The sequence below is a fragment of the Paraburkholderia sp. GAS348 genome (genome assembly GCF_050434205.1).
Lineage (GTDB): Bacteria > Pseudomonadota > Gammaproteobacteria > Burkholderiales > Burkholderiaceae > Paraburkholderia.
Map to the genome: position 1 here is coordinate 275,780 of NZ_JBNPVT010000007.1, position 17,874 is coordinate 293,653.

General features: G+C 63.0%; 16 protein-coding genes. 9 read left to right on the plus strand and 7 right to left on the minus strand.

Annotated features, from left to right (window positions below):
* The first annotated feature begins 29 nt into the window (after positions 1–29).
* The 8 genes from P3T22_RS15415 (at position 30) to yacG (ending at position 8,179) form a co-directional block, all read left to right on the plus strand.
* On the plus strand, positions 30–1,253 hold the full coding sequence (locus P3T22_RS15415; protein ID WP_429325378.1) for an FHA domain-containing protein: 1,224 nt from the start codon (positions 30–32) through the stop codon (positions 1,251–1,253).
* Positions 1,254–1,347: 94 nt separating this feature from the next.
* Positions 1,348–2,652 carry an HlyC/CorC family transporter gene (locus P3T22_RS15420; RefSeq protein WP_063497410.1) on the plus strand — a complete coding sequence of 435 codons (1,305 nt, stop codon included), beginning with the start codon at positions 1,348–1,350 and terminating at the stop codon, positions 2,650–2,652.
* Positions 2,653–2,805: 153 nt separating this feature from the next.
* Positions 2,806–4,113 carry a GspE/PulE family protein gene (locus tag P3T22_RS15425; RefSeq protein ID WP_429325379.1) on the plus strand — a complete coding sequence of 436 codons (1,308 nt, stop codon included), beginning with the start codon at positions 2,806–2,808 and terminating at the stop codon, positions 4,111–4,113.
* Positions 4,110–5,339 carry a type II secretion system F family protein gene (locus P3T22_RS15430; protein ID WP_429325380.1) on the plus strand — a complete coding sequence of 410 codons (1,230 nt, stop codon included), beginning with the start codon at positions 4,110–4,112 and terminating at the stop codon, positions 5,337–5,339. The genes P3T22_RS15425 and P3T22_RS15430 overlap by 4 nt, the downstream gene beginning before the upstream one ends.
* Before the next feature lie 28 nt (positions 5,340–5,367).
* A complete protein-coding gene (locus P3T22_RS15435) occupies positions 5,368–6,309 on the plus strand; it encodes a prepilin peptidase (protein WP_063497413.1) in 942 nt (313 codons plus the stop codon).
* Between the two features lie 3 nt (positions 6,310–6,312).
* A complete protein-coding gene (gene coaE, locus P3T22_RS15440) occupies positions 6,313–6,915 on the plus strand; it encodes a dephospho-CoA kinase (RefSeq protein WP_063497414.1) in 603 nt (200 codons plus the stop codon).
* Positions 6,916–7,111: 196 nt separating this feature from the next.
* Positions 7,112–7,867, plus strand: a complete 756-nt coding sequence (gene zapD, locus P3T22_RS15445) for a cell division protein ZapD (protein ID WP_063497415.1) — start codon at positions 7,112–7,114, stop codon at positions 7,865–7,867.
* A 114-nt stretch (positions 7,868–7,981) separates the two neighbouring features.
* Positions 7,982–8,179: a DNA gyrase inhibitor YacG gene (yacG, locus tag P3T22_RS15450; RefSeq protein ID WP_082855124.1), complete on the plus strand. Its 198-nt coding sequence runs from the start codon at positions 7,982–7,984 to the stop codon at positions 8,177–8,179.
* A gap of 93 nt (positions 8,180–8,272) precedes the next feature.
* On the opposite strand, the gene mutT is transcribed toward yacG, so the two are convergent.
* The 4 genes from mutT to secA all read right to left on the minus strand — a co-directional run bounded on the left by mutT (position 8,273) and on the right by secA (position 13,807).
* Positions 8,273–8,695 carry an 8-oxo-dGTP diphosphatase MutT gene (gene mutT / locus P3T22_RS15455; RefSeq protein WP_429325381.1) on the minus strand — a complete coding sequence of 141 codons (423 nt, stop codon included), beginning with the start codon at positions 8,693–8,695 and terminating at the stop codon, positions 8,273–8,275.
* Positions 8,692–9,561: an ATP-binding protein gene (locus P3T22_RS15460; RefSeq protein WP_429325382.1), complete on the minus strand. Its 870-nt coding sequence runs from the start codon at positions 9,559–9,561 to the stop codon at positions 8,692–8,694. Before P3T22_RS15460 ends, mutT begins: the two co-directional genes overlap by 4 nt.
* A 42-nt stretch (positions 9,562–9,603) precedes the next feature.
* Positions 9,604–10,845 carry a bifunctional glutamate N-acetyltransferase/amino-acid acetyltransferase ArgJ gene (gene argJ / locus P3T22_RS15465; RefSeq protein ID WP_063498095.1) on the minus strand — a complete coding sequence of 414 codons (1,242 nt, stop codon included), beginning with the start codon at positions 10,843–10,845 and terminating at the stop codon, positions 9,604–9,606.
* Positions 10,846–10,996: 151 nt separating this feature from the next.
* Positions 10,997–13,807 carry a preprotein translocase subunit SecA gene (gene secA / locus P3T22_RS15470; protein WP_063498096.1) on the minus strand — a complete coding sequence of 937 codons (2,811 nt, stop codon included), beginning with the start codon at positions 13,805–13,807 and terminating at the stop codon, positions 10,997–10,999.
* Between the two features lie 289 nt (positions 13,808–14,096).
* Here secA and P3T22_RS15475 point away from each other — a divergent pair, with 289 nt between their 5' ends.
* Positions 14,097–14,582: a DciA family protein gene (locus P3T22_RS15475; protein ID WP_063497418.1), complete on the plus strand. Its 486-nt coding sequence runs from the start codon at positions 14,097–14,099 to the stop codon at positions 14,580–14,582.
* An 80-nt stretch (positions 14,583–14,662) separates the two neighbouring features.
* Here P3T22_RS15475 and lpxC read toward each other — a convergent pair whose 3' ends face one another.
* From lpxC to ftsZ, 3 genes are all read right to left on the minus strand, one after another.
* Entirely contained in the window at positions 14,663–15,580 is a 918-nt protein-coding gene (lpxC, locus tag P3T22_RS15480) for a UDP-3-O-acyl-N-acetylglucosamine deacetylase (RefSeq protein WP_429325383.1), read from the minus strand.
* Between the two features lie 290 nt (positions 15,581–15,870).
* The gene (locus P3T22_RS15485) at positions 15,871–16,374 is read right to left on the minus strand and encodes a peroxiredoxin (protein WP_063497420.1); all 504 of its coding nucleotides are present in this window, start codon (positions 16,372–16,374) and stop codon (positions 15,871–15,873) included.
* Positions 16,375–16,625: 251 nt separating this feature from the next.
* Positions 16,626–17,825: a cell division protein FtsZ gene (gene ftsZ, locus P3T22_RS15490; RefSeq protein ID WP_063497421.1), complete on the minus strand. Its 1,200-nt coding sequence runs from the start codon at positions 17,823–17,825 to the stop codon at positions 16,626–16,628.
* Positions 17,826–17,874: the final 49 nt, after the last annotated feature.

The window sequence follows — 17,874 nt, forward strand, 5'->3', positions numbered from 1 at the left end:
GCGCCGCTTGCCATCAGGAGCCTCTCTTCGTGCCCTCCTTCAGCCTCAAATTGACCCTCATTGCCTGTCACGGCAAAGCGCTCGCAAGTGGCGCGAGCGCAGTCTTCGACGCATCCGGCGGGACGATCGGCCGCGACGCCGGCAACACCTTGGTCCTGCCCGACGACGACGGCGTGGTGGCGCCACGCCATGCGGCCGTACAGGCGCTCGCGGGCGGTTGGCAACTGCTGAACACCAGCGAACATGCCGCGATTGCGCTTAACGGCAAGATGCTCGCGCCGGGCGCGCAGGCCAGCCTGAACGCCGGCGATATCCTCAATATCGGTGCGTGCGTCCTGCAGACCGAGGCGAGTGCTTTGACGCCAGGCTGGAGTCCACCGGCCGACGCGGCTTGCCCCATTGGGTCATCGTTTGGATCATCTCCAGCCGCCGCTGGTCCCGATCTTCTGCAGAAGTCGCTGCACACGAAGTCGCTGCCCGCCGGCCATTCCGCCGATCCGCTGAGCGGTGCAGCCCTATCCACCAGCCTCCACGACCTTCTCGATACGCCGCTCGACCCACTTGCGCTATTCGGCATGCCTGGCCCAACAACGGCCGACTCGGGCTGGAACGACTCGGGCTGGAACGACTCGGGCTGGAACGACTCGGGCTGGAACGACTCGGGCTGGAACAAATCGGCCAACGGGGGGTTATTCGCCGACCTGGTGGAGGCGCCTCCCAGCAACGGCTTCACGGCGCTGCAACCCGATCGCTCGCCGGGCAATGCAATCCGCGACAACGTGCCGGAGTTCGGCGGCCACCTGCGTTTGAAGATTGCGTCGCCACCGAATAGTGCGCAGACGCCGGAGCCGACCGAGCTGGAGGCCGCGGCTTCGCCTCCCGCGGAATCACCCTCGCTGCCTGCATCCCCAAACCAGCCCGCCGCGTATCGGGACGCCTTTGGCGAAACGCACGAAGCACCCGCCCGCGTCATGCGAACAGCCGTACCGGACTACAGCGGAAGATTTCATACAGAAAACACCCTCCGCAACGACGGACCGGTCAAGTTGCGGGAGCCCTTCGCGCTGCCAGTCCATTCCGCCCCACCCTCGACGCCGGCAGAAGAATCATCGATAGCGCCCGCCGCGCTCATCAAGGCCTTTCTCGAAGGCGCTGGCGCGACGCCCGACGCGATGGCCGACACAGAATTGTCGCCTGAATTGATGCACACGCTCGGCACGCTGGTCCGCGTTCTCAAACGGCAAGTCACGTGATTCGAGGCTTTTCAATCCCGGGACTGCCTGCGCGGCGGCTCGCCCAGCCTGCTCTGCTATATTCTCTCCATCCCGTCCCCTACTTTCACAACGCGTGGAACAACTTCCCTTATGGGCGCAGATCGGCGCCGTCTTTCTGCTGCTTATCTGCTCCAGCTTCTTTTCGATTTCCGAAACGGCGATGATGGCGATCAACCGCCATCGCCTGAAACACCTTGCCAACCAGAATACGCTCGGCGCGAAAACCACTCAGGGCCTACTGGCGCACACCGACCAGCTGCTGAGCGTGGTCCTGATCGGCAACAATCTGTTCAACACGATCATCCCGGTGCTCACCACCTCAATCGCGCTGCATACCTTTGGCCGTAACAATGTAGTGCTGTCGATCGCGACCGGCATTGTCGCGTTTCTGATTATCGTGTTCGCGGAAATCACGCCGAAAATCGTCGGCGCGACGTTCCCGGAGAAGATCGCGCTGCCGGCCAGCCTGCTGATCGCACCGATGATGCGAGTTGGCAAGCCGCTCGTCTGGTTCGTCAATCTGTTCGCGAACACCATCTTGCGCGTGCTGCATATCAACACCAAAGGCGCACACGATCAGCGGCTTTCCACCGAAGAGCTGCGCACCATCGTGCTCGAATCGGGCAGCTTCATGCCCACCAAGCACCGCAGCATTCTGCTGAATCTGTTCGACCTCGAAAACATTTCCGTCGACGACGTGATGATCCCGCGCCGCCGGATCGAAGCGCTCGACTTCGACGCGCCGTTCGAGCAGATCCTGCATCAGCTGGAAACCTGTTATCACAACAAGCTGATCGTCTATCAAGGCGACATCGATCGCGTGCTTGGCGTGCTGCACGTGCGCAAGACACTGGCGGCCCTGCACAACCAGGAACTGGAGCGTGAGACGCTGCGCGAGTTGCTGGCCGAGCCGTATTTCGTGCCGAGCGGCACGCCGGTATTCCAGCAACTGCAGTACTTCCAGGAGAGCCGTCACCGCACGGCGCTGGTCGTCAACGAATACGGCGAGCTGCAAGGGATGGTCACGCCGGAAGACATCATTGAAGAGCTGATCGGTGAATTCACCACGTCGATTCCACGCGGCGCCAATTCGCGCGGCGGCTGGAACGAGAACGGCGAATGTATCGTTGCGGGCAGCATGCCGCTGCGCGAACTGAACCGCTGGCTGCATCTCGCACTGCCGACCGACGGACCCAAAACACTCAACGGACTGATTCTCGAGATACTCGAAGAGATTCCCGATGGCGACGTGTGCGTGCAGATCGGCGAGATGAAACTCGAAGTGATGCGCAGCGACGATCAGGCGATTCGCACCGTCAAGCTGTTCAAACCACCCACTCGCGCGGGCGCGAAAGCCGCCAAGACTGCGCGCGGCTAAGCTCTGCGCACCGCACGGCATCGCATCGCATCGCATGCGTATCGCACACGGCCGCCGCGCGCGCCATTAGCTGATCGGCTGAATGGTGCCGTCCGCGGCTTTACCGGATGATGGCGTCGTCGTGTTCTACAGGCGGCTCATCACCGGTCTCTCATGCAAGATTCTTCTCAACGCGCGGCGTCGTTGCGGCCTGTTGCCGTCGATAGCGAAAGCCCAGCCAAACCCAGGCACAACGCCTTTGCGGCTGGCGCCAAGGTCAGTGCCAACCTCAACTCGAGTCTCGCCGATTCCGACAACGCGCCTGCCGTACGCCTCTTGACCGACACGTTGCAAGAGGCAACCCGCCGCAATGCGTCGGACCTGCACATCGAACCGCAGGAGCATGGCTGGCGCGTGCGTTTGCGCATCGACGGCGTACTGCATGAAATCCCTCAGCCCCCCGCGCATCTGCGCGACGCGTTCATCACGCGTGTGAAGGTGCTGGCGCGCATGGATATCGCCGAGCGGCGCGTGCCGCAGGACGGCAGGCTGCGTATTGCCACGTCGCCCGGCCGCCTCGAAGACTACCGCGTCAACTCGCTGCCTACGCTGTTCGGCGAAAAGCTGGTGTTGCGCAGGCTCGACGCGTTGCCCACCGATCTTTCGCTCGACTCGCTCGGCCTCGATCCACAACAACGTGACGCCGTCGATGCGGCGATTCGCGCGCCGCACGGCCTCGTGCTGGTCACCGGGCCCACCGGCAGCGGCAAGACGCTATCGCTGTACTGCTTCCTGCACATGCTCAACGACGAGGCGCGCAATCTGTGCTCGGTGGAGGATCCGGCGGAAATTCAGCTGGCGGGTATCAATCAGGTCAGCGTGCGCGAAAAGGCCGGCCTGACATTCGCGGTGGCGCTGCGTGCATTTCTCCGTCAGGACCCCGACGTGATCATGGTCGGCGAAATCCGCGACGACGAAACCGCGGATGTCGCCGTGAAGGCAGCGCAAACCGGCCACCTCGTCCTGTCCACCTTGCATACGAACGACGCACCGGCTGCCGTCGCGCGTCTGCTCGACATCGGCGTCGAGCCCTACAATCTGGCCGCCGCGCTAAGGATGGTGACGGCACAACGGCTGGTGCGGCGGCTTTGCGCAGCGTGCCGCGCACCCGTGCCGGAATCGGCGGCGGCGCTGCGCGCAGCGGGTTTCGCCGACGATCACCTCGACGGCTGGCAACCATTCGGCGCCACCGGATGCGCAGCTTGCCACGGCATCGGTTACCGCGGCCGCGTCGGCGTTCACCAGGTGATGCCTGTCTCCGATGCGATGCGCGAGATGATCGTGGCACGCGCAGGCACCCACGAATTGGCCCGGCTCGCGCAAACTGAACAGGTCGCCACCTTGCGCGACGCAGCCTTGGCGCGTGTACGCGACGGTACGACGAGCCTTGCCGAGGCGCTGGCCGCCACCGAGGTCGCATGAACACCGCGACACCGGCACAGTCAGCAGCCGCCGATTTGCGCTTCAGATGGCGCGGCGTCGACGCCGACGGCGTACAAAAAAGCGGTGCGCTCATCGCGCCGGATGCCAGCGCCGCGCGAGTGATGCTCAAGCGCGACAATCTGTTCATCGTCGAACTGGCGGCCAGCGGGCCGGCGCCGCGTCCCAAAACCCGCGCCACCGATGTGACGACATTCACCCGCCAGCTCGCCAGTCTGCTGCGCGCGGGTTTGCCGCTTGCACCTGCGCTCGATCTTCTCGCCCAAACGCAGAGTTCGCGCCAGCCCGGCATGCCGCGAATCGTCGGCGCGCTGGCGCGCGATATCACCGGCGGCCTGCGTTTCTCCGCGGCATTGCAGCGGCATCCGGCGCAATTCAATGCGCTGTACTGCCAGCTCGTCGAGGTCGGCGAAGCAGCCGGTGCATTGGCGACGGTCCTCGCCCGGCTCGCCGACGACCGTGAACGTACCGCAGCGCAGCGTGCCAAGGTGCGCGCGGCGCTGACCTATCCGGTGGCCATCCTGTTGCTCGCCGTCGCGATTACCGCGGCGTTGCTGATCTGGGTCGTCCCCACCTTCAAGCAGATCTTCGACGGCTTCGGGGCGAAGCTGCCCGCGCCGACGCAGTTCGTGCTGGCCTTGTCCGCAGGCGCAGCGCGATGGAGCATTCCGCTGGTCGTCATGGTCTTCGCAGCGGGCTCGGCTGTGACATTTCTGCTACGACGTTCCGAAGCAGCGCGCATCCGGTTCGCACGCGTATCGCTGACAATGCCGGTCGCCGGTCCGTTGCTGCGCACCTTGTGTGCGGCGCGCTGGAGCCGCGCGCTCGGGACCTTGCTGTCGGCCGGCACACCGCTCGCGGACGCGTTCGATTCACTGACTCACGCCACCGGCAACGCTTTTTTCGATCGCGCCACCGTGCGGATCGCCGCCGGGCTGCGGCGCGGCGAACGGCTCGCCGCAGCCATGCGCGCGGCGCACTGCTTTCCACCGGAGGTCGTCCAACCGGTGGCGGTTGCCGAAGAGTCTGGAGCGCTCGACACGATGCTGATCGACGTAGCGTCGCTCGCCGATCGTCAGGTAGACGAAAAGATCGGCATGCTTTCGAGCCTGTGCGAGCCGCTTGTCATCATCGTGCTGGGTACGCTGGTCGGCGGCCTGGTGATCGCGATGTATCTTCCCATTATTCAACTCGGCAACGTGGTGTAGCATCGCAGCCGAATCCCACCCTTTATATATGCAGGCCACCATTCCGCTCGTGCCAGATACTCCTTCCAACCTGCTTTCGGGCCTGCTGCCCGGCCACGTCGCAACCGGTCTCGGGCTCGCGTTCGGCAGTTTGCCCAGCGGCCTGCAGATCGCATTCGCGGTCGTCTTCGGTCTGGTGATCGGCAGCTTCCTGAACGTGGTCGTGCATCGGGTGCCGATCATGCTGGAGCGTGCGTGGCGCGAAGAGGTCAGCGAGTCCATCGAAGAACCGCTCGAAGGCGATGGCTTGCCCGCCCGCTACAACCTGTGGGTGCCGCGCAGCGCGTGCCCTCACTGCGGCCATGTGCTCAGCGCGTGGGAAAACCTGCCAGTGGTGAGCTATCTGCTATTGCGCGGGCGCTGCTCCGCATGCAAGACACGCATCAGCCTGCGCTACCCGCTGCTCGAAATCGCGAGCGCCGGCTGCGCGGCCGGGGCGCTCGCGCTGTACGGGCCAACCGGCATGGCATTCGCCGCCTTCGGACTATGCGCCGCACTGCTCGCGATGAGCGCGATCGACATCGACACCCATCTGCTGCCGGACTCGATGACACTGCCGCTCCTGTGGGCGGGCCTGATCGTCAACTTCAACGGCATGTTCGCGAGCCTCCACGATGCCGTGTTGGGCGCGATCTTCGGCTATCTGGTGCTGTGGGCCGTCCATTGGCTGTTCCGGCTGGTGCGCGGCGTTGAAGGTATGGGTTATGGCGATTTCAAACTGCTGGCTGCACTCGGCGCCTGGCTCGGCTGGGCGGCGCTACCGCAGATCGTGCTGATCGCGGCGGTCACCGGCGCGGTGGTCGGTCTCGCGGCAACGTGGCGCGGCCGCATGCGCTTCTCAGAGCCGCTGCCGTTCGGGCCGTTTCTCGCAGCGGGCGGTGCTGTTACGCTATTTCTCGGCACACCGCTTTATCTGGGGTTGGGAGGCTGAAGCATGTTTGCTGTGGGATTGACCGGTGGCATCGGCAGCGGCAAATCGACCGTGGCGGACCTGTTCGCCGCGCACGGCGTGCCGCTTGTCGACACGGACCTGATCGCGCACCGCATCACGGCGCCGCATGGCATTGCGATGCCGCAGATCGCTGCGGAATTCGGCGCTTCGTTCGTTGCGGCAGACGGCTCGCTCGACCGCGCCCGCATGCGTACGCTGGTGTTCCGCGACGACGGCGCGCGCAAACGCCTCGAAGGCATCACGCATCCGTTGATTCGTGCGGAGACTGAGCGCGAACAGCGTGAGGCGCAAGGGCCGTACGTGATCATCGTGGTACCGCTGCTGGTCGAGTCGGGTAGCTGGAAGACGCGTGTCAACCGCGTGCTGACGGTCGATTGCAGCGTCGAGACGCAAATCGCACGCGTGATGAGTCGCAACGGGTTCAGCCGTGAACAGGTGCTGGCGATCATCGCCCGCCAGGCGACGCGCGAAGCCCGCCTCGCCGCAGCCAACGACGTCATCGACAATGACAACGCGCCGCTCGATGCCCTCAAGGCGCAAGTCGACGCACAGCATCGCGTCTATCTGTCGCTAGCCGGCGCGTGAGAATACGCTGACCGTGGCTTGCGGCGTGGTTTGCTCAGCCATGCAGCGGCACGCACGCAAGGCACGCGGAAAACCACCCGAAACTTGAGAAAAAAGTTGTGAAAGCGCGCCGAAAAAGTGCGTGATTGCTAGGGTAGTCTCACGGCATTAGAATGTTCTGCATTCCCGTCACCGACCACGCCCGAGGCGAGCCCGCTTGATCCTTTACGAGTATCCCTTCAACGAGCGAATCCGGACGCTATTGCGGCTCGAAGATCTGTTCGAGCGCTTCACGTTCTTTCTGACTCAGGAAGATGCCAAGGAACATCACGTCGCACTGACAACGTTGTTCGAAATCTCAGAGGTTGCGGGTCGCGCGGATCTGAAGTCCGATCTGATGAAGGAACTCGAGCGCCAGCGGCAAACCCTGGCGCCGTTCCGGGGCAATCCGGGCATCGAGCAGAACGCGCTGGAGGCGGTGCTGGGAGAAATCGAGCAAACCTTGGCGGGGCTTTCCCAGATGCAGGGCAAGACCGGCCAGCATCTGGCGGACAACGAGTGGCTCGCCAGCATCCGCAGCCGCGCAATCATCCCGGGCGGCACCTGCAAGTTCGATTTGCCTTCGTACTACGCATGGCAGCAGATCCATCCCGATCAGCGTCGGCAGGATATCGCCAAATGGGTCACGCCGCTGCTGCCGTTGCGCGATGCGGCGACAATCGTGCTGCGCCTCGCGCGCGAATCGGGTCAGGCGTCCAAAGTCATGGCGATGCAGGGCAGCTATCAGCAGATGCTGTCAGGCCGTTCATACCAGTTGATGCAAGTACGGGTGGCACCTGAATTGCGGGTGATTCCGGAGGCCAGCGCTAACAAGTACATGCTCTGGGTGCGATTCACTGTGCAGGACGGCGATCTGCGTCCACGCGCGGTGGATGTCGACGTGCCGTTCCAACTCACGTTGTGCAGCCTGTAAGCCAGCCTGACACGCGCACCTTGAAGAACTGAATCGCGGGGCTACACCTTTGAAGCCGCGAAAAATGCCCCTATATTCGTTACTTATTCCGTTTTCGATCGACTGCCTGACCGTATGCCTACCGTCGTCAAATGCCCCACTTGCGGGAAGGATGTCCGCTGGACCCCTGAAAACCGCTTCCGCCCTTTCTGCTCCGACCGCTGCAAGCAGATCGACCTCGGCGCCTGGGCCGCTGAGAAGTACAAGATAGGCGGCACGAGTGAAGAAGCTCAGGCGGATGAATCGCCTGGTGCGGATTACGACCCACACTGAGCGCGACAGGCTGCAGACCCACGCGGGGATGCAATGCAGCCGCACCGGCAGACGCTTCTCACGCAGCGCCGCCGGCAACCGCGCGCCAATTTTCTAGTTTTTCTCAGCTGCGAGCCATTCCAGCACGGGAATCGTCGCCGGCAACAGCGGCGAGACATCCGCCGGCAGCGTCTGCCAGACAAACGCCTGGCCTTCGCGGCCATGCGGCTCGCCGGACCACTGCGTCACCTTGCAGAAGAACAGCCGCACGTAGGCGTGCGGGTAGTCGTGTTCAAGCGTGTGCCAAAGATGGCTCGCCTTAACGTCGATTCCCAGTTCTTCGTGCAACTCACGGGCCAGGGCAGCCTCGACCGACTCGCCCGCCTCCAGCTTGCCGCCCGGAAACTCCCAGTACCCTTCGTACGGCTTGCCGGCCGGGCGCTGCGCCAGCAGATAGTGTCCGTTTGGCTGAATCAGCACACCGACGGCTACCTCGGTCACCGGGCGGCCAGCCGCGTTCTTCTGCGCGTCGCTCATGCCGAAGTCTTCCGGCCAGACCAGTCGCGAGCGAATTGCCACGCGACACGCCCCGAGCGCGACCCGCGCTCCAGCGCCCACACCAGCGCATCGCCGCGCGCCGCTTCGACTTCCGCGTCGTCGCAGCCGAAATAGCGCAGCCAGTGGCCGATGATCGACAGGTAGTCGTCCTGCTTGAACGGATAGAAGCTGACCCACAGCCCGAAGCGCTCGGACAGCGAGATCTTTTCTTCGACCAGTTCTCCCGGATGAATCTCGCCGTCGGCCATGTGCTTGTACGTCTCGTTGTCGCTCATGTACTCGGGCAACAGATGGCGGCGGTTGGACGTCGCGTAGATCAGCACGTTATCCGACTGCGCCGCGATCGAGCCGTCGAGCGCGACCTTCAGCGCCTTGTAGCCGGACTCGCCGTCTTCGAACGACAGGTCGTCGCAGAACACCACGAAGCGCTCCGGCCGCTGCGCGATCAGATCGACGATGTCGCCGAGATCGTGGAGATCGTCTTTATCCACTTCGATCAGGCGCAGGCCGTCTTTCGCATAGGCGTTCAGGCAAGCCTTGATCAGCGACGACTTGCCCGTACCGCGCGCGCCCGTCAGCAGCACGTTATTGGCCGGCTGCTTGTGCACGAACTGACGCGTATTCTGCTCGATCAGCCCTTTCTGGCGATCGATGTTCTGCAGGTCGCCGAGCGTGATCGACGAAATGGCGGGGACGGGCTGAAGGTAGCCGCGCCCCTGGCGCTTGCGCCAGCGAAAGGCGACCGCCGCCGACCAGTCGATCTCCGGTTCGGCGGGCGGAAGCATCGCTTCGAGGCGGACGAGCACGGCTTCGGCCCGGGTCAGAAACTGTTCGAGTTTGTCCATGGCTGAGAGATAAGCGGCCAAAGCGCCGCGTAATGAACCTAGTTACGAACGATAGTCGGCGTTGATGCTCACGTAGTCATGCGACAGATCGCAAGTCCAGATCGTGGCTTGCGCATTGCCGCGGCCAAGCACCACGCGAATGCCGATCTCGCTCTTTTTCATGACGCGCTGGCCGTCTTCCTCACGGTAGGCCGGATTGCGGCCGCCGGCAGTGGCGACCAGCACATCGTCCAGATACAGATCGATCTTGCCGACGTCGAGATCGTCCACGCCGGCATAGCCGATGGCCGCGAGAATGCGGCCGAGATTCGGATCCGATGCATAGAAGGCCGTCTTCACGAGCGGCGAGTGACCGATCGCGTAAGCGATCTGGCGGCATTCGCCGACACTCGAGCCGCCTTCGACCTGCACGGTCATGAATTTGGTCGCGCCTTCGCCGTCGCGCACGATCAGTTGTGCGAGGGTCTGGGCGACGTCGGTCACCGCGTCGCGCAGCGCTGCATAAGCGGGCGAGTCGGTGGACGTGATTGCCGGCAGGCTCGATTCGCCCGAGGCGATCAGGATGAAAGAATCGTTGGTCGACGTATCGCCGTCGATCGTGATGCAGTTGAACGAGCGGTCCGCCACGTGCTTGACCAGCGCGTCGAGCACGGGCTGTGCGACGGCGGCGTCGAACGCGAGGAAGCCGAGCATGGTCGCCATGTTCGGCTTGATCATGCCGGCGCCCTTGCTGATACCGGTGAGCGTGACCGTATGGCCGTCGATCGTGACCTGGCGCGAGGTCGCTTTCGGCAGCGTGTCCGTGGTCATGATCGCCTGGGCGGCGTCGTACCAGTTGGCTTCCTTGCGGTTCGCCAGCGCGGCCGGCAGACCTGCCTTCAGACGATCGACCGGCAGCGGTTCCAGAATCACGCCCGTCGAAAACGGCAGAACTTGTTCCGGCGCCATGTCCACGAGACGCGCCAGTTCGGCGCAAGTTGCACGCGCATCCGCGAGGCCCGGTTCGCCCGTGCCCGCGTTCGCATTGCCGGTGTTGATCACGAGCGCGCGAATCGGCTTGCCGCCTGCCCGCACGCGCTCCAGATTCTCACGGCACACCGTGACGGGCGCAGCGCAAAAGCGGTTCTGCGTGAACACGCCGCCTACCGTCGCGCCAACGCCGACGGAAATGACCAGCACGTCCTTGCGGTTCGGCTTGCGGATATTCGCCTCCGCCCAGCCCAGCGTGACGCCGGCGACAGGGTGAAGTTGAGCGGGATCGATTGAGGGGAAATTGACAGCCATGGTCGCGACCTGTCGAAGAAAATGCCGGCAGGCGCCGGCATCGAGGGAAACGGAAACTGATGGCTCGGGCGTGTTGCCGAACCACCGCGAAATCACCAGCAAAGTATCGTGTAAAACGAAGCGGCGCGCTTTAAGCGCGCCGCTTTCGGCATCACGCAATCTTGCCGTGGCACTGCTTGTACTTCTTACCGCTACCGCACGGACACGGATCGTTGCGGCCGACCTTCGGCACGCTGTCCGCGCTCAGGTCCGACACGGCGGCGTGCGACGAGCCGTGGCTCATCGCCTCGCCGATCATGGCGGCGGTAGCCGCTTCCGCGGCGGCAGGCGCTGCTGCTGCCGCTTCGGCGAATTCAGCGTGACGGAACTCGACGTTTTCGAGGTGGCTGCCTTGCTCTTCGTATTGCTCGGCGGCCTGTTCCAGCTGTTCCGGCGACTGGATCTGCACGTTCATCACCACACGGGTGACTTCGAGCTTCACGGCGTCGAGCATCGCGGCGAACAGTTCGAACGCCTCGCGCTTATATTCCTGCTTCGGATTCTTCTGCGCGTAACCGCGCAGATGGATACCCTGGCGCAGGTGATCGAGCGCGGCCAGATGTTCGCGCCAGCTGCGGTCCAGCGTTTGCAGCATGATCGAGCGCTCGAACGCGCTGAACGATTCGCGGCCGACCTGTTCGACCTTCGATTCGTACGCTTCGTCCGCAGCGGCTTCGACAGCTTCGAGAATCTCGTCCGCGCTGATCGAGTTCGACTCGTTGATCATTTCCTGGATCGCGAGATCGAGCTGCCACTCGTTGCGCAGCACCTCCTCCAGCTCGGGGACGTCCCACTGCTCTTCGATGCTGCCGGCCGGCACGAACGGGTGAACGATATCGGCGATCACGCCATGACGCATGGCGCCGATGGTTTCGGTGATGTCGTTCGCTTCGAGCAATTCATTGCGCTGCTGATAGATCACCTTGCGCTGATCGTTCGACACATCGTCGTATTCGAGCAATTGCTTGCGAACGTCGAAGTTGCGCGCTTCAACCTTGCGCTGCGCCGATTCGATCGAACGCGACACGATGCCCGCCTCGATCGCTTCACCTTCCGGCATCTTCAGGCGGTCCATGATCGCGCGCACGCGATCGCCCGCGAAAATGCGCAGCAGCGGATCTTCCAGCGACAGATAGAAGCGCGACGAACCCGGGTCGCCCTGACGGCCGGCACGGCCGCGCAACTGGTTGTCGATCCGGCGCGATTCGTGACGTTCGGTGCCGATGATGTGCAGACCGCCCGCGGTTTTCACCTGATCGTGCAGCGCTTGCCACTCATCGTGCAGCTTCTGAATGCGGCGTTGCTTCTCTTCGTCAGAAAGCGTTTCGTCCTTTTCGATGAAAGACGCCTGCTTTTCGGCGTTGCCGCCGAGCACGATGTCGGTACCGCGACCGGCCATGTTCGTGGCGATCGTGACGCGCTTCGGACGGCCTGCTTCGGCGACGATTTCGGCTTCACGCGCGTGCTGCTTGGCGTTCAGCACTTCGTGCGGCAACCCGGCCTGCTTCAGCAGATGCGACAGCAGCTCCGAGTTTTCGATCGAGGTTGTGCCGACCAGCACCGGCTGACCACGCTCATGGCAATCGCGGATGTCGCGGATCACCGCGTCATAGCGCTCCTTGGCGGTCTTGTAGATCTGATCCTGCTTGTCGATCCGCTTCGGCGGACGGTTGGTCGGAATCACGACCGTTTCGAGACCGTAGATCTCGTTGAATTCGTACGCTTCGGTATCGGCCGTGCCGGTCATGCCGGACAGTTTCGCGTACATGCGGAAGTAGTTCTGGAACGTGATAGACGCGAGCGTCTGGTTCTCGCTCTGGATCTTGACGTGTTCCTTCGCCTCGACCGCCTGGTGCAAGCCATCCGACCAGCGGCGGCCCGACATCAGACGGCCGGTGAATTCGTCGACGATCACGACTTCGCCGTTCTGCACGACGTAGTGCTGATCCTTGAAGAACAGCGTGTGTGCGCGCAGTGCGGCGTACACGTGGTGCATCAGCGTGATGTTCTGCGGCGCGTACAGGCTTTCGCCCTCGCCGATCAGGCCCCATTCGGAAAGCAGACGCTCGGCCTTTTCGTGGCCCGATTCCGTCAGGAAGACCTGGCGGCCTTTCTCGTCCAGCGTGTAGTCGCCCGGCTTTTCGACGCCGGTGCCGTCCGCTTTCTCTTCGCCGATCTGGCGTTCGAGCAGCGGCGGCAGCGCATTCATGCGCACGTAGAGTTCGGTGTGATCTTCGGCCTGGCCGGAGATGATCAGCGGCGTACGGGCTTCGTCGATCAGGATCGAGTCGACCTCGTCGACCACCGCGAAATTCAGGGCCCGCTGCACGCGCGCGTCGGTCTCGTAGACCATGTTGTCGCGCAGGTAGTCGAAGCCGAATTCGTTGTTGGTGCCGTAGGTAATGTCAGCGGCGTACGCTTCCTGCTTCGCGCCGTGATCCATCTGCGACAGATTGATGCCGACCGACAGACCGAGGAAGTTGTACAGACGCGCCATCCATTCGGCGTCGCGCTGGGCAAGATAGTCGTTGACCGTGACGACGTGCACGCCGCGGCCGGACAGCGCATTCAGGTACACCGGCAGCGTGGCGACGAGCGTCTTGCCTTCGCCGGTGCGCATTTCGCCGATCTTGCCGTAATGCAGGACCATGCCGCCGATCAGCTGCACGTCGAAGTGGCGCATTTTCAGCGTCCGCTTGCTGGCCTCGCGGCACACCGCGAAGGCCTCCGGCAGAAGCTTGTCGAGCGACTCGCCGCTCGCGACGCGCTGGCGGAATTCACCCGTTTTGGCGCGCAGTTGATCATCCGTCAATTGCTCGATCTGCGGCTCGAGCGCATTGATCGCCGTGACGGTCTTTTGATATTGCTTGACTAGCCGCTGGTTGCGGCTGCCAAAAATCTTCTGTAGAAAACCGGTGGTCATCGGATCGGTGTCTGCGTCGCGGCTTCGGCTGGTTCGCGGCGCGCGGTTCATGCGCGCGCGCTCCGGGGTCGGAAGGGCCTCGGCGGCTTGTCCAAGAGTGAATTCGAATCGGGCATTTTAGCACGCGCCCCCGCCCGCGCCTGTGTCTGCGGCGCGACGGCGGCGAGGCACAGGAAGCCCGCCGCAGCGAGCTCTGACAGTACGCATTGAGGCGGGTCCGCATGCATCCCGCGCGGTACAATCGCGGCGTGAGCGCACATCCGGTGCGAACACGCCGTCACGATCGATCATGAGCCGTATTCCGTCCTTTTCAAGGCCGCCGCCCAAGCAGTTCAAAGCGCGCCGCCCGCAGCCCGTCGCCGAAGTGCTGAATCGCACCGACGCGTTCGTGGCACTGCGCGCGGGCGTCGAGCAGATTGCGGCGCTGGAAAAGGATCTGCGCGAGCTGCTGCCCGATTATCTGGCAACGAGTGTGGAGCCCAGCTTCATCAAGGAAGGCGTGCTGGCTCTATTTGCCGGGCACAATGCGCTGGCGGCGCGCCTGCGCCAGATTGAGCCGCGCTTGCTGTCGGATCTGCAGCAGCGCGGCTGGCCGGTCAATGCGTTGCGGATTCGCGTGCGGCCGCAGCCCTTGAAGGAGCCGCCACCGGTCAAGCAGGCGCGCATGACACCGGTCGGCGCGGACGCGCTGCACGCGCTCTCCCAATCGCTCGCGCCCTCGCCGCTGCAGGAAGCTTTGGCGAAAATGGCAGCGCGGCATCGGCGAAATCGCTGAACAAAAAATAAGCGGCCCAGATAGGCCGCTTATTTTTCATCCATTCGCTTCGGGAGTTTCATCCGAAGGCGCTGCGCAAATCACGCAAACGCCGTTTGCGTTTCGTAGGCAAAGCCGCGCGGCGCCTTCCGCGTGTCGTCGAATGTGACGACTTCATACGAATCCTCATGCGCCAGCAGCTCGCGCAGCAGCGCGTTGTTCAGGCCGTGGCCCGACTTATACGCCGTGTACGAAGCCAGCAACGGATGGCCGACCACGTACAGATCGCCGATCGCGTCGAGCATCTTGTGCTTCACGAATTCGTCGTCGTAACGCAGTCCGTCGTTGTTCAGAATGCGGTATTCGTCCATCACGATGGCGTTGTCCATGCTGCCGCCGCGCGCCAAACCGAGTTCGCGCATCATTTCTACTTCATGCGCAAAGCCGAACGTACGCGCACGGGCAATTTCCCGCACATACGACGTATTGGCAAAATCCACTTCCAGCGCCTGGCCGGTTTTATCCACAGCCGGGTGACGGAAATCGATGGTGAATTTGAGCTTGAAACCGAAATACGGGTCGAGACGCGCGAATTTATCGCCGTCACGAATTTCGACCGGCTTGGTGACCTTGATGAATTTCTTCGGCGCGTTCTGCTCTTCAATACCGGCCGACTGAATCAGAAACACGAACGAACCCGCGCTACCGTCCATGATCGGAATTTCTTCGGCGGTGACGTCGATATAAAGGTTATCGATGCCGAGGCCTGCGCATGCGGACATCAAATGCTCGATGGTCGACACGCGCGCGCCGTCTTTCTGCAACACGGAAGCCAGACGCGTATCGCCAATCGCCATTGCCGACGCAGGGATGTCCACCGGCGTGGGCAAATCCACGCGCGAAAACACAATGCCCGTGCCCGGCGCCGCCGGGCGGAGCGTCAGTTCGACCTTGCGGCCGGAGTGCAGGCCGATGCCGACTGTCTTGACGATTGATTTGATAGTGCGCTGCTTCAACATGGTGATCTTCTATTCGATTGAAAATCCCAATCGGGACTTTTTATTCCATAGCGCGAAGTATACTCCAATACCCTAGGGAGCGTCGTTGCGCGGAACGTTTCAATCTGTTTCGCAACATAACCCAATAGGCGCCCGTCAGGGGAAGCGTGACGGGCCGATGTCCGGAACGGAGGCGTTTCCGGTCATCGGCCCGCGTAACGGCCCGTCACAAAAGCGTCTTATGCGCCGTTGCCCTGATACAACGCGGTAACCGCGCAGGCTCGAGGCGTTGGCTTGGAACGCAAGCGTAACTAGCTCAACGTAGCGAGGATACTCCCTGCATCGCTGACTTCGAATTTGCCGGCAGCCTCGACGTTCAACGTCTTGACCACGCCGTCGTCGACAACCATCGCGTAGCGCTGGGAACGGATTCCCATGCCGCGCGCCGACAAATCCTGCTCAAGACCGAGCGCCCGCGTGAAAGCCGCACTGCCGTCCGCCATCATGCGCACCTTGCCCGAGGCGTGCTGATCGCGTCCCCACGCGCCCATTACGAACGCGTCGTTGACAGACACGCACCAGATCTCATCGACGCCAAGCGCGCGCAACTGCTCGGCGTGCTCGACGTAACCCGGTACATGTTTGGCCGAACAGGTCGGCGTAAACGCTCCCGGCAACCCGAAGATCACCACGCGCTTACCCGCCGTCTGCTCGCGCACGTCGAAGCGGTTAGGCCCGATCGTGCAACCCGCCCGCTCGTCTTCGACAAACTCGAAGAGCGTCGCGTCGGGCAGCTTCTCACCTGTTTGAATCATGCTCAGTCCTTTGCATCGATGCGAAGCATCGCTCGCACGTTGTCGTGTCGCAGTGAATTTCAGCGTCTGCCTAACTGCAGGCTCCGCCATCCGGCGACAGTTGCCCCATCCGCTTCGCGAATCCGAAGAGGGCACTTGTCCTTACCGCGAATCAGACGATACGCGGCTTGTTTGCCGTTCACCCGCCACGCTCGTGCATTCGTCCACCCGCGCTACTCGAACAGCGCGGCAACGAAAGCCTGCTCGTGCGCTCAGTCCGCCTGCTTGCGCAGGAATGCCGGAATGTCGTACGTATCGACGCCCTTTTCCTGCAGCGCCTGCACGTGCGAAGCCGCCGTATCGCGCGACGTGCGCCACACAGCCGGCGTATCCAGCGCGCCGTAATCGGCCGTGCTTGCATGATGCGAGGACGACGGTGCGTAAGCAGCGTGCGCGCCGATCGGCTGGTTGTCCGTGCCGGTGCGCAGGAGCGTCATCGGTGCCGATTGCTGCTTCTTCGCCGCACGGCCCAGACCCGTTGCCACGACCGTCACGCGCAGCGCGTCACCCATCGCATCGTCATACACCGCGCCGAAGATCACCGTTGCGTCTTCTGCCGCATAGCTCTTGATGGTGTTCATCACTTCGCGCGTTTCCGACAAACGCAGCGAACGGCTCGACGTGATGTTGACCAGCACGCCACGCGCGCCCGACAGATCCACACCTTCCAGCAGCGGGCTGGCCACAGCCTGCTCAGCAGCCAGACGTGCGCGATCGACGCCGGCAACCGTCGCCGTGCCCATCATCGCCTTGCCCTGCTCGCCCATCACCGTCTTCACGTCTTCGAAGTCGACGTTCACCAGACCGTCGACGTTGATGATTTCCGCGATGCCGGCAACTGCGTTGTTCAGAACGTCGTCTGCGCACTGGAAGCACTTGTCCATCTCGGCGTCATCGCCCATCACCTCGAACAGCTTGTCGTTCAGAACGACGATCAGCGAGTCGACGTGATCCTCCAGTTGCTGCGAACCGGCTTCTGCCACGCGCATGCGCTTGCCGCCTTCGAATTCGAACGGCTTGCTGACCACGCCAACAGTCAAGATACCCATTTCCTTGGCGATCTGCGCGACCACCGGTGCTGCGCCCGTGCCCGTGCCGCCACCCATACCGGCAGTGATGAACACCATGTGCGCGCCGCGCAGTGCGTCGGCGATGCGTTCACGTGCTTCTTCTGCTGCCGCGCGGCCCATTTCCGGCTTGGCGCCAGCGCCAAGACCCGTATTGCCGAGCTGGATCACCGCAGAGGCGCGCGAACGCGACAGCGCCTGCGCGTCCGTGTTCATCACGATGAAGTCGACGCCTTGCACGCCTTTGTTGATCATGTGCTGAACGGCATTGCCGCCAGCGCCACCTACTCCGATCACCTTGATGATGGTGCCGTTCGTTTCGGTTTCCAGCATCTGGAATTCCATGTTGCCTCCGTCAAGATAAAAAATTACAGCCACTCGGCCGTTATTCGGC